This is a genomic window from Aquirufa novilacunae, assembly GCF_045310505.1.
Taxonomy (GTDB): domain Bacteria; phylum Bacteroidota; class Bacteroidia; order Cytophagales; family Spirosomataceae; genus Aquirufa; species Aquirufa novilacunae.
The window spans coordinates 563,182-575,949 of record NZ_JBEWZG010000003.1; the positions used below are offsets into that span (position 1 = coordinate 563,182).

The following is a 12,768-nucleotide window of genomic DNA, read 5'->3' on the forward strand; positions in this document are numbered from 1 at the left end:
TGCAAAGATAGTAATTAAATCCATTGCCCTTTGTGCTCGTTTAGAATACCTTTGTATATAATTTCCAAAACGATGAAACACGCCCTACTCCTTTTCGCATTAATCGCCCTTCAAGCTTGCGATTTTTCTAAACGCATTGATACGGCTGCGGCTGTTAAGGAAATGAAGGCCAGACAAGTGAAGCGCGTTTTACCGCAAGATATCGTCAATCAAGTGGATACTTGGGGGCAAGAAATTCAAGCAAAGGGTGCGTTGAAATTGGATAGCGCGACGAAGGCTTTGTCTATTTCTGTTCGACTAGGCGCTCCAGCTGAGTTGAAATTGAGTTTTAAGGATGCCAAAATGGTGGGTATTATGGATGCCTTGGATTATTCTATTTCCCAAAAACAGGACATCCCGCCTTCCATCCAGAAAAATACCGCTGGCGATAGTTTGTACTATTTCTACCCTTCGGAAACGGGTAAAATTACCGTTTTAGGATTCGCTAAGAACATCGTGATCCAAAACATGGACCGCCCCCTCATTAAATAAGGTTACGTTCGAGGATTTGATTGATTTGCAAGTTTACCTCGCGCAAATGTGGATCTGAAATTTCCTTCGAAAGTGGATTCCCGGTAAAGAATGCTTGAACATGTTGTTGCACGAGACCATGCAATAAACTAGGCTCTAGCTCAATCGATTGCAATAATTCTTGTGCATGCGACCACAGATTTTGGGTTAAAACACCCGCTAAAAGCATCGCTTTGTGAATCTTTTTGCGCTCCTCTCCATTCACTAAATACATCGCATCGGTGATATCTTTTGCGAGTGCCACTAAGGTATTTTGGGTTTCTTCCACCATCACCTCGAGGCAGATGGGCATCTGATCTAACTTAATTCGACGTCCTGATTCCAACTGCTGAACCGGGAAAAACACTCCTATTTGATTCGTGCTTACGCGTTCAGGATCATATAAAAGATTCGCCTCAGCGAGAGAGAAAGTACCTGAAACGAGGATGAGTGTTGCGTATTTTGGCAATAATAATTCTTTTAATACTTCCGGATAAGCCGATTCTGGGACACACAAGAAAAATACGGTGGCCGCGGAATCTGAGAAGTCCAGGTCTTCATGGACCTTAGCGTTGTATAAATAAGAAACGACGTCTTTTGCCTTCGAGGGCTCTCTACTAAATACTTCTTGAACAGAATTTCCGGCATTTTCAAGGGCCTTTGCGATGTGCCAAGTCACATGGCCGGCTCCGATAAACGATATTTTAAAACTCATGTGGTGGTCTCCAGTTTAGCACCTACAAACGGTGCCCATTGTTGATCCAAAATTCCAGAAAAATTTCGCAAAAACATAACAAAAGATGGCCTAAATGGCTGGCGCATTAAAACCATGCCCGCTTCTTCTGGAGTCATGTGCCCCTTCTTCGAGTTACAATATTTGCAGGCAGTAATCAAATTGTCCCACGAGGTGCGTCCCTGACGTGATTTAGGGATCACGTGATCCATCGTCAAGAAGTCTTTTGACCCACAATACTGACACGTATGATTATCGCGTTTTAAAATATTTTGTCGAGTCAGCATGACCCCTTTGAACGGAAAATACACATAGCGCTGTAAGCGAATAACCGAAGGGTATGGAAAGGTTTTAGAAACAGAGTGTAATTTTTCAGTAGTAGATTCAGCGACCAATTCTGCCTTGTTTAAGTAGACCAAAAGAAAGGCCTTCGGCATGGAACAAATGGTGAGCGCGCTGTAATCCTGATTTAAAACTAACACTTTCTGAGCCATAGACAAACTGGTTTAATTTGCTCAACAATTTAAATAATAATCAGTTGATTGTAAAGCATATAAGATTGCTTTTTTGTTAAGAATTCCGGGAATTAGGTCGTATTTCGTAGATTTGCCTAAATTAAATAAATGCCCATGTCCACTTTATTGGAAAAAATCAAACAGCTTTCGGCTGAACTAACTCCAGAAACGCTCGCAAATCGCCACCATATTCACGCGAACCCCGAGCTATCCTATCAGGAATTTCTGACACAAGCCTACGTTTTACAACAATTAGAGCAGATGGGAATTCAGGCCAAAAAAATCGCCACCACCGGCCTCATCGCCGAAATCAAAGGTAAAAATCCAGACAAAAAAGTCGTCGCCCTTCGTGCGGACATGGATGCATTGCCCATTTTAGAAACGAACGACGTTCCCTATAAATCCAAAAACCCAGGTGTCATGCACGCCTGCGGCCACGATGTGCACACCGCCTCCCTTTTAGGAACGGCCCACATTTTACAACAAGTACGCGACGAGTTCGAAGGAACCATCAAATTACTATTCCAACCAGCCGAAGAAAAAGCCCCAGGCGGAGCCAGCATCATGATTCAAGAAGGTGCTCTGCAAAACCCCACACCTGCCAGCATTTATGGCCAACACGTGGCAACCAATGTCCCAGTAGGCAAAATCGGTTTCAGAGAAGGCATGTACATGGCGAGTACGGATGAATTATACATTAAAGTAATTGGCAAAGGCGGCCATGGAGCTATGCCCGATGCCTGCGTCGACCCTATTGTCATCGCATCCCACATCATTGTGGCGATGCAACAAATCATCTCGAGAAATAAAAACCCAAAACTTCCCTCGGTCTTGACTTTTGGCAAAATAGAAGGCCTAGGAGCCACAAATGTCATCCCAGACGAAGTAAACATCGCAGGAACTTTCCGCGCCATGGACGAAACCTGGCGTGCTGAAGGTCTAGAAAAGATGAAAAAACTGGCCGAAGGCATCGCAGATGCGATGGGCGGCCGCGCCGAATTCGAAGTTTTAAAAGGCTACCCTTTCTTACAAAACAACCCAGAACTAACCCGTCGCTCTAAAGCCGCAGCCATCGAATACATGGGTGCAGAAAACGTAGTTGACTTGGATTTATGGATGGCAGGAGAAGACTTTGCCTTCTACACGCATCACGTGGATGCCTGTTTTTATCGCCTAGGAGTACGCAATGAAGAAAAAGGAATAACTAGCGGGGTGCATACGCCAGGGTTTGATATTGATGAGGGCGCTCTGGGGATTGGGCCGGGGTTAATGGCGTGGCTCGCAGTGAAAGAATTGGAAGCTTAAAATTTTGCTTAGACTCCTTAAAAGCATAAAGAATAAAGCACAAATAATAAAGTTGGAATCACCTGCGGAGATGGATTTAGCAAATTATCTATACTCTACTATTTCTAATCTTCTTTATGCTTTATGCTTTATGCTTTAAAATTTTTGAGGCCGAAACTCGGCCGCAAAAATTAGATTGGAAATTCCAAAGGATCCGGCCAACGGAATTCGTAATTCAATTCATCGCAGATCTTATCGCCGTTCACCACTTTCCCGCCTAGACAAGTAACTGAATAATCCCAATAGCCGGCAGGAAGACCGCGGCGTTCGATGTCGTTTTCGCCTACTTCGCCTTTAGTGGGGTGGATAGGCGCTACAATATTATAAATGCCCGATTCGATTTTTTCAGCGGCTAAGGCCACTAATGCAACCACATCATCTTTGTGTACATAATTGATAGGGCAATTTGCTCCGTCATTTCGCTTGCCGGAGAAGTACTTTCCTACAAAACGATCGCCTCCCATTAGACCAGCTAAACGCAAGATAAGGGAAGGGACTTTGGAGGAGGAAACGATGGCTTCGGCTTTGGCCATTAACGAATCCTCATTAATCGCGGAGTTTTCATCGACCGTGTCGGACACGTTTGAATAAACGGATGTCGAAGAAAGGAAAATGAGTTTTTTAACACCAGAAGTGGGTAAATTATCTACCCAAGCCTGCAAAATGGACAGATAAGTCTCTTCGGAATTCTTCTTACGACGTGGTGGGATCGCCCAAATCTGCACTTCCGAATAAATCATCGAAGTCCAGTTTTCTGCTGGCATATCAGGCTCAGCTCTGAAATCCAATACCTTGATTTTCGGATGGGCCGCTTGCGCGTGAACACTCGAAGCGGAAACGCGGACGTCGAAATCCGCTAAAGCTAATTTAAATGCCAATGGTGCGCCTACCCAACCGCCCCCGTAAATACTTATCGTCTTTTTCATGTAATTTTGCACCTTTGGAACAATTGAATTGCAAAGATAGTTTAAGTGCTATGAATAAAATGTTTTTTGTGCCTTTTATCAGTATTGTGTTAATCGCGCTGGACTATTATGTTTGGATGGCTGTCAAAACCGCTTTCAGAAACTCCCGCCAAAGCATTCAAAAAATCGCTAAAAATACCTTTTGGGGATTTACAGCCTTCATTCTAATAGGGATCATTTCCTATAATGCCTTGCCATTGCATGCTTGGAAAAATGAAATCCGGATCACCTTTATGGCGATCGTTATGATCTCCGTTATCACTAAACTGTTTATTATTATCTTCTTATTACTAGAAGATATCACCCGTTTCTTCCGCTGGGGCACTAAAAAAGTACTCAAGAAAGACCCTAGTGCTATTTCTCGCCACGAATTCCTGTCCCAAGCCGCGCTAGCTGTGGGGGCAGTGCCGGCTGCTACCTTTGCTTTTGGCATAATTTCCGGCGCCCATGATTATACAGTAGAGCATATTCCCTTAAAAATCAAAGGCTTGCCTTCTGCCTTCAAAGGCTTGAAAATTGCCCAAATTTCCGATATCCATACAGGTTCATTTTTCAATAAAACGGCTGTTAAAGGAGGTGTAGAGATGCTGATGCGCGAAAAAGCAGACGTCGTTTTCTTCACCGGAGATTTGGTGAATAATGAGTCCAAAGAGGTGCAGAATTACTTTGACGTTTTCAATAAGGTCAAAGCTCCACTGGGTGTATTTAGTACCCTGGGGAACCACGATTATGGCGATTATGTGCGCTGGGCGAGTCCAGCAGCTAAAAAGCAAAATCTAAAAGACCTGATGAAAGCCCATGAATTAATGGGTTGGGATCTATTGATGGATGAGCATCGATTGCTAGAAGAATCAGGTGAAAAATTAGCGATAATTGGGGTCCAAAATATCGGCTTAGGTCGCTTCCCTTGGTACGGAAATTTAGAAAAAGCGCACAAAGGAACAGAAGAGGCTTCTGCGAAACTACTTTTATCGCACGACCCAACGCACTGGAATGCGGAGGTAACGAAGAAATACAAAGACATCGATGTGGCTTTTGCGGGCCATACGCATGGCACCCAATTTGGGGTTAAAATCGCTGAAATGCGTTGGTCACCAGCTCAATATGTGTACAAACAGTGGGCAGGATTATACCACGAAGGCGAACAACAAATCTATGTGAATCGGGGCTATGGCTATTTAGGCTATCCGGGGAGAGTGGGGATGCCGCCAGAAATTTCGGTTTTCACGCTGAGCTAGTCGCTAGTCACTAGTCGGGAGTCAGAGAGCATAGAGTAGAGAGTATAGAATAGAGATGGTGAATGGTGAATGGTAAATGGTTAATGATAAATGTTTCTCCGGACTAGCGACTTTCGACTAGTGACTAGAGACTAGCGACTAGCGACTAGTGACTATCGACTAAATTTTCATCTACCGTCTTGCCTTTCTCTAAAAAAAAGCTAAATTTGCATCCCAATTAATTGGTTTCGTGGCCGAGTGGCTAGGCAGAGGTCTGCAAAACCTTCTACAGCGGTTCGAATCCGCTCGAAACCTCAGAAAACCTTCCAATCCGGAAGGTTTTTTTGTACCCATACACATTATGCAAAATATTCTAAAAATAGTTCAATTTTAATTTAAAGGCCTTATTTTGAAAAATTCTAAATAATAATTGTGATTAAAAAAATCCAAAAATTGAATGAAGAATTAATTGTTTCCTAAAAAATCGAATTGTAGTTTTGCGGACTGAATTAATATGAGAAAATCTATATTTATGTGTTGCAAAAAATTAACTCTCGTTAAGTTTCTATTTTCCTTCTTATTCCTAATTGCTGCGACTGCAGCAACGTTTGCACAAGATGCAGCGGAAGGTGAAACACTATTTAAAAACAACTGTGCGGCTTGTCACGCATCCACAGACGAAGTATTGGTAGGTCCTGGTTTAAAGGGAATTAGCGAGCGTCGTCCGATCGAATGGATCGTTAAATGGGTACACAACCCACAAGCAGTTATCGCTTCAGGAGACAAGTACGCAAATGACTTGTACAACAAGTTTAACAAGGCGGCTATGACTCCATATCCGAACTTCTCAGAAGCTCAAATTAAAGGTATTATCGCCTATATCGATGCATCGAATGCAGCTCCAGCGGCTCCGGCAGCAGGTGCAGCACCAGCAGCAGGCGCGGCAGCTCCAGCAGCGGCAGCTTCTTCAGGTGGTATGATGGAAGTCCTTTTAGTAGGATTATTAATCATCATGGTGCTGGTATTAATCGCTTTACTAGCGATTGTCAACTCACTTAGCAAGTTAGCGAAAGCGGACCAAGAAGAAGGGAAGCCTTTTTTCGAAAGAGTAGCTGAAAATGCTAAGTCCTTAGCTGCTAATTCGGCAGTGAAGACGGGAGTAATTGTTTTGGTCCTATTATTAGGAGGTAAAGCAACGATCGATGCGGCTTATGGCGTAGGTATCCACCAAGGATATGCTCCAGAGCAACCGATTAAATTTTCTCACAAATTACACGCAGGTCAATACCAAATCAACTGTAACTACTGCCACACAGGTGTTTACGAGGGAAAAGGTGCAAACGTTCCTTCAGCGAACATTTGTATGAACTGCCACAACGCGATCAAGCGTGAGTCTCCAGAGATTCAAAAAATCTACAAAGCATTAGAGAAAGATGAGCCGATCCAATGGGTACGTGTTCATAACTTACCTGACTTAGCGTATTTCAACCACTCGCAACACACAAACGTAGGTGGTTTAGAGTGTAAGAACTGCCACGGCGAAATCGAAAAGATGGAAGTGGTAGAGCAACGTTCTTCATTAACTATGGGCTGGTGTATCGATTGCCACCGTCAAACTGACGTAAATGCAAAAGGCAACGCTTACTACGATAAATTAGTAGAGGTACACAATAAGGATAGCAAGACTCCTTTGAAAGTTCAAAACATCGGTGGCTTAGAGTGCTCTAAGTGTCACTATTAATAGAAATAAAATTTTAGTCTGAATAAGAAAGATTATATGGAAAATTCGAACAAGAGGTATTGGAAAGGGATTGAGGAGTTAACCAATGAGCCATCGTTTGTCAAAAATATCCACAATGAGTTTGGCAATATGCCATCTGAAACGGATGCTAAAGGAGATTCTTTAGTTGATGGAGCGGGTACTCATCGTCGTGATTTCTTAAAGATGTTAGGTTTTGGAGTAGCGGCTGTGTCTTTAGCAGCTTGTGAGTCTCCAGTAAAGAACACGATTCCTTACTTAAACAAGCCGGAAGATGTCGAGCCAACTATCGCTAACTGGTATGCGTCTACGTATACAGATGGCGGTGACTACGCATCGATCTTAGTGAAGACACGTGAAGGTCGTCCGATCAAAATCGAAGGTAACAAGTCTTCTTCGATCTCGAAGGGTGTGCTTTCGGGCCGTGCTCATGCTTCTGTTTTGAGTTTATATGATAATGAAAAATTAAAAGGTCCTCAAGCTGCTGGTAAAGCAACGGATTGGGCTTCTTTAGATAAAGATTTTACAGCGAAGTTAGCTGAGGTAGCTGCCAAAGGTGGTCAAATCCGCATCGTTTCTAATACCATCCTTTCTCCTACTACGAAGAAAGTAATCGCAGACTTCGCAGCGAAATACCCAACAACACAACACATCACGTATGACGCAAACCCAGCTTATGGTTTAACACAAGCACACGGTGGCGTTTTACCTAATATTGATTTCAGCCAAGCTAAGACGATTGTGTCTTTAGGTGCTGACTTCTTAGGTTCGTGGATTGCTCCTACTGAATTTGCTGCACAATGGGCAATCACTCGCCGTGTTAGCTCTGAAAAAGGAGGAAAGAAAGACATGTCTCGCCACTACCAATTTGAGACTATCTTATCTAACACAGGTGCTAACGCAGATTACCGCGCCGCTTACAAGCCATCTCAAGAGGGTTTAGTAGCGGTTGCTTTATATAATGCAGTAGCGAAATTAACAGGAGCGGCTAGCATCGCGGGTGCTTCGGTTAAAGTAGATCATTTAGAAAAAGCAGCGAAAGACTTAGTCGCTTCAAAAGGCGCTTCGATCATCGTAGCTGGTTCAAATGACCCAGAAGTTCAAAAAATTGTTGCTGCTACAAACGCTTTAGTAGGCGCATATGGCACGACGATCAATACAGGCTTAGCTATGAACTACCGTCAAGGTAACGACATGGCGATGGCTAATTTCATTAAAGAAGCTAGCGCTGGTTCTATTGCAGCGGTTATCTTCTACAATGCAAACCCAGTTTACAACCACCCAATGGGTGCTGCGTTAGCGGCTGCTTTACCAAAAGTGGGTGTGAGCTTAGCAACAAACGATCGCGCTGATGAGACGGCTTCATTATGTCAATTCATCGCACCAGATTCTCACTTCTTAGAGTCTTGGAATGATGCTGAGCCTAAAGCTGGTTTCTACTCATTAACGCAACCTACGATCTCTACAATCTTCAAAACACGTCAAGCGCAGTCAAGTTTCTTAACTTGGGCTGGTTTATCAGGTGATTTTGCAGGTTACTTAGAGCGTAACTGGGAGCAAAACATCTTAAAAGGTGGCAAAGTAGCTTGGAACAATGCACTTCACAATGGTGTATTTGAACCAAATCCGGCAACGGTTTCTTCTGCAAGCCCATCTGTCGATGTGAATGCAGCGGCAGCAGCCATCAGCAAGTCTTATTCAGCGTCTTCTACTGGTTTAGAGATCGCAGTTTACGAGAAAGTAGGCTTAGGAACAGGTTCTCAAGCAAACAACCCTTGGTTGCAAGAATTCCCTGAGCCAGTTTCTAAAGCATGTTGGGACAATTACGCGGCTATCTCGCAACCAACTGCGACTAAATTAAAATTAAAGCAAGGTGATGTTGTTGAAGTAAGCGCGAAAGGATACAAAGTATCTCTTCCAGTTTTAGTTCAACCAGGCCAAGCGCAAGATACAGTAGCGATTGCTATCGGTTACGGTCGCACGAAAGCAGGTAAGTCTGCAGACGGTGTGGGTGTAAATGCTTATCCATTCATCTCTGAAGTAAATGGCGCTTGTGTAGGTATCTGCACAACAGGTGTTTCAGTAACTTCAACTGGTGAGACAAAAGAAATCGCTCAAACGCAAACTCACCAAACGGTGATGGCACGTCAAGCAGTCGTTCAAGAGACGGTGTTAGCTGACTTTGCAAAAGATGCAAAAGCAGGAAGCTTCACTCCTCGCGTGAAAACGTCTGAAGGAGAAAAGGATGCGACTGATTTAACGCTTTGGAACGGTCACGAATACAATAACCACGCGTGGGGTATGGTGATCGACTTAAATACGTGTACAGGATGTTCTGCTTGCGTGGTTTCATGTAACGCTGAAAACAACGTACCAGTAGTAGGTCGTCAAGAAGTGATTAACCGTCGTGAGATGCACTGGATGCGTATCGACCGTTACTACTCTTCTGATGCAGAGGTAGAAGATTTGAAAGGTTTAGAGATTGCATCTGATAATCCAGAGGTAGTTTTCCAACCGATGTTATGCCAGCACTGTAACAACGCTCCTTGCGAGACTGTTTGTCCCGTATTAGCGACGACTCACTCAACGGAAGGTCTTAACCAAATGACGTATAACCGTTGTATCGGTACACGTTATTGCGCAAATAACTGTCCATACAAAGTACGTCGTTTCAACTGGTTCCGTTATTTCCAAACGGATGACTTCGATTTCCACTTCAATAACGACTTAGGACGTATGGTGATCAACCCAGACGTAACCGTTCGTTCTCGTGGTGTAATGGAAAAATGCTCGATGTGCGTTCAACGTATTCAAGCTGGTAAGTTAGAAGCGAAGAAAGAGAAGCGTCGTCCAGTAGATGGAGAAATTCAAGTAGCTTGTGCTCAATCTTGCCCTACGAATGCGATTACATTTGGAGATATGAACGATCCAGCATCTGAGATCTCTAAATTATTATTAGTAGAGAAAGAGGGACGTGCGTTCCACGTAATCGAAGAGATTAATGTGAAGCCTAATATCTCTTACTTGAAGAAAGTTCGTAACAAGGATGCTAAGAAAGAAGCATAATTTTTTAATCGTAAAACAGTAAATAAAAATATGTCGCACGTTGTATCACCCATAAGAGAGAAACTAGTTACTGGTGGAAAATCTTATTCCGATGTTACCCACGATATCTGCAAGCAAGTAGAGGGAGAACCTACGAAAGAATGGAAAATTGCATTCGGGATCTCTTGTCTTGTATTCATGTATGGTGCTTATTGCCTTTTCTACACTTGGTGGCAAGGTATTGGCGTTTGGGGATTAAATAAAACCGTAGGTTGGGCTTGGGATATCACTAACTTCGTATGGTGGGTGGGTATCGGTCACGCGGGTACTTTGATCTCTGCCGTGTTATTATTGTTCCGCCAAAAATGGAGAACATCCATCAACCGTTCAGCGGAAGCGATGACGATTTTTGCCGTACTTTGTGCTGCATCCTTCATCTTAGCTCACATGGGACGTCCTTGGTTAGCTCACTGGGCTTTACCACTTCCAAATACGTTCGGTTCACTTTGGGTTAACTTTAACTCTCCGTTAGTTTGGGACGTTTTCGCGATCTCGACGTATTTATCCGTTTCTTTATTATTCTGGTACATGGGTCTAGTACCGGATTTAGCAACCATTCGTGACCGTGCTACAACAGCAGGTCGTAAGTTCTGGTATGGCTTCTTCAGCTTAGGCTGGACAGGTTCTTCTAAGACTTGGGCACGTTATGAGTACATGTCATTAATCTTAGCAGGTATCTCTACTCCTCTTGTACTTTCTGTACACACGATTGTATCGATGGACTTCGCGACGTCTGTTATCCCAGGATGGCACACGACTATCTTCCCTCCGTATTTCGTGGCGGGTGCGATCTTCTCCGGTTTCGCAATGGTACAAACCTTATTATTAATTACACGTGTAGTTTTCAAATTAGAGGATTATATCACAATCGAACACATCGAAATGATGAATATCGTTATCACGGTAACGGGTTCAGTGGTAGGTATCGCTTACTTAACTGAGTTCTTTATCGCTTGGTATTCAGGTGTGGAATATGAAAGCTATGCCTTCATTAACCGGGCTACTGGTCCATACTGGTGGGCATACTGGATGATGATGACTTGTAACGTTATCTCTCCACAGTTATTCTGGTCGAAAGCGATCCGTACAAACTTAATGGTTTCGTTCATCTTATCTATCGTGGTAAACGTAGGTATGTGGTTCGAGCGTTTCGTAATTATCGTGACTTCATTACACCGTGATTACTTACCATCCTCTTGGGCGATGTTCTCTCCTACGATGTATGATATCGGTGATTACATCTTCTCATTCGGTTTATTCTTTACGTTATTCTTCTTATTCGCTAAGTATTTACCGGTAGTAAATATGGCGGAAGTGAAATCCGTAATGAAAGGAGTTTCGTCTAACTTCCCAGCGAAGAAAGTGAAGGCTGCAAAGAAAACAGAAGAATAATTTTTATTTAGAAATTCGAAATTAAAACAATATGAGTTCGACAACTAACTACATTTTGGGAGTTTATGACGATGAGGACGAGGTTTTACACGCTGTAGGCGAGGTAAAAGCGAAAGGAATCAAAATCGAAGACGTATTTACTCCATTCCCTATTCACGGATTAGACGTAGCCGTAGGACATGAGCGTACACGTTTACCTATCGCTGCCTTCATGTTCGGTACTTTAGGAATGATCTGTGCTTTATCATTAATCAGCTACACGATGGTGTTTGACTGGCCGATGATCATCGGGGGTAAAGATTTCTTTGCACTTCCTAACTGGATTCCGGTAACATTTGAGGGAACAGTATTGTTCACGGCTTTTGGCCTTGTAACAACCTTCTGTATCTCAAACGACTTATGGCCAGGTAATCCTACGCTTCCATTAGATATTCGTACGACAGATGACAAGTTTGTCATGGCGATTAACGTGGATAAGAACAAAGTAAGTGCAGCTGATATCAAGAAAGCCTTGAAAGATTCAGGAGCCATCGAAGTAAATGTTAAATAATTAAACGAATAATTCTCAAGAAGATATGTTCAATTCAATTCATAAATTCACTTTACTAGTCGGCTTAACAGCTGGACTATTGTCTTGTGGAGATGACCATAACGATACAGGTACAGAGTTTGCACCTAATATGTACAATTCAGTAGGTTACGAGCCGATGACTCAGTTACAAGGTGACACAAACAAAATCAACCCATTAGGGATGAACATGCGTTTACCTGTGTCAGGTACAGTGCCTCGTAAAAAATATTCAGGTGCGGATAGCTTAAAGAAAGCGTTCTTAGCACAAGAATTATTAGCAAAAACGGTGCCTAACGATAGCTTATCGTATTCAGCAGCCTTATTGAAAAACCCATTAGCGGCTACTCCAGAAAACATCGAGGCTGGAAAGCTACAATACGAGCGTTTCTGCCAACACTGCCATGGTGAAGGAGGAAAAGGAGATGGCTTAGTTGCGAAACAATACAAGGGAGTACCTGTATACTCAAGTGATGCATTGAAAGACGTGAACGACGGACATATCTACCACGTAATTACACATGGTAAAGGACGTATGTGGCCTCACGGTTCACAGATTTCCTCAGAGAACCGTTGGAAAATCGTACTTTATGTACACGAGTTACAAAAACAATAAGATCA

Annotated in this window: 11 protein-coding genes and 1 tRNA gene; 9 read left to right on the top strand and 3 right to left on the bottom strand. The window is 43.1% G+C overall.

Going from position 1 to position 12,768, the window contains the following annotated elements:
* The first annotated feature begins 72 nt into the window (after positions 1 to 72).
* Positions 73 to 531, top strand: coding sequence for a hypothetical protein (locus V7S74_RS10695; protein ID WP_406778752.1), 459 nt, complete (start codon positions 73 to 75; stop codon positions 529 to 531).
* On the opposite strand, the gene V7S74_RS10700 is transcribed toward V7S74_RS10695, so the two are convergent.
* A complete protein-coding gene (locus tag V7S74_RS10700) occupies positions 524 to 1,264 on the bottom strand; it encodes a DUF2520 domain-containing protein (protein ID WP_406778753.1) in 741 nt (246 codons plus the stop codon). The genes V7S74_RS10695 and V7S74_RS10700 overlap by 8 nt on opposite strands.
* Positions 1,261 to 1,776: an HNH endonuclease gene (locus V7S74_RS10705; RefSeq protein ID WP_406778754.1), complete on the bottom strand. Its 516-nt coding sequence runs from the start codon at positions 1,774 to 1,776 to the stop codon at positions 1,261 to 1,263. The genes V7S74_RS10700 and V7S74_RS10705 overlap by 4 nt, the downstream gene beginning before the upstream one ends.
* A 135-nt stretch (positions 1,777 to 1,911) precedes the next feature.
* On the opposite strand from V7S74_RS10705, the gene V7S74_RS10710 reads away from it, so the two are divergent.
* Positions 1,912 to 3,102 (top strand): M20 metallopeptidase family protein, encoded by a 1,191-nt coding sequence (locus tag V7S74_RS10710; protein ID WP_406778755.1) that lies wholly within the window; start codon positions 1,912 to 1,914, stop codon positions 3,100 to 3,102.
* A 170-nt stretch (positions 3,103 to 3,272) separates the two neighbouring features.
* Here V7S74_RS10710 and V7S74_RS10715 read toward each other — a convergent pair whose 3' ends face one another.
* Complete coding sequence (locus tag V7S74_RS10715; protein WP_406778756.1) at positions 3,273 to 4,067, bottom strand: Rossmann-fold NAD(P)-binding domain-containing protein; 795 nt, start codon at positions 4,065 to 4,067, stop codon at positions 3,273 to 3,275.
* A 50-nt stretch (positions 4,068 to 4,117) separates the two neighbouring features.
* Between V7S74_RS10715 and V7S74_RS10720 the strand changes: the two genes are divergently transcribed.
* The 7 genes from V7S74_RS10720 (at position 4,118) to V7S74_RS10750 (ending at position 12,763) form a co-directional block, all read left to right on the top strand.
* Complete coding sequence (locus tag V7S74_RS10720) at positions 4,118 to 5,344, top strand: metallophosphoesterase (RefSeq protein ID WP_406778757.1); 1,227 nt, start codon at positions 4,118 to 4,120, stop codon at positions 5,342 to 5,344.
* A gap of 223 nt (positions 5,345 to 5,567) precedes the next feature.
* Positions 5,568 to 5,638: transfer RNA gene (locus V7S74_RS10725), tRNA-Cys, on the top strand.
* Between the two features lie 217 nt (positions 5,639 to 5,855).
* Complete coding sequence (locus V7S74_RS10730) at positions 5,856 to 7,064, top strand: cytochrome c3 family protein (RefSeq protein ID WP_406778758.1); 1,209 nt, start codon at positions 5,856 to 5,858, stop codon at positions 7,062 to 7,064.
* 36 nt (positions 7,065 to 7,100) lie between these two features.
* Positions 7,101 to 10,148: a TAT-variant-translocated molybdopterin oxidoreductase gene (locus tag V7S74_RS10735; protein WP_406778759.1), complete on the top strand. Its 3,048-nt coding sequence runs from the start codon at positions 7,101 to 7,103 to the stop codon at positions 10,146 to 10,148.
* A gap of 30 nt (positions 10,149 to 10,178) precedes the next feature.
* Entirely contained in the window at positions 10,179 to 11,579 is a 1,401-nt protein-coding gene (nrfD, locus tag V7S74_RS10740) for an NrfD/PsrC family molybdoenzyme membrane anchor subunit (protein WP_406778760.1), read from the top strand.
* A 31-nt stretch (positions 11,580 to 11,610) separates the two neighbouring features.
* Entirely contained in the window at positions 11,611 to 12,129 is a 519-nt protein-coding gene (locus tag V7S74_RS10745) for a DUF3341 domain-containing protein (protein WP_406778761.1), read from the top strand.
* Between the two features lie 25 nt (positions 12,130 to 12,154).
* Positions 12,155 to 12,763 (top strand): c-type cytochrome, encoded by a 609-nt coding sequence (locus V7S74_RS10750; RefSeq protein ID WP_406778762.1) that lies wholly within the window; start codon positions 12,155 to 12,157, stop codon positions 12,761 to 12,763.
* The last annotated feature ends 5 nt before the right edge of the window (positions 12,764 to 12,768 follow it).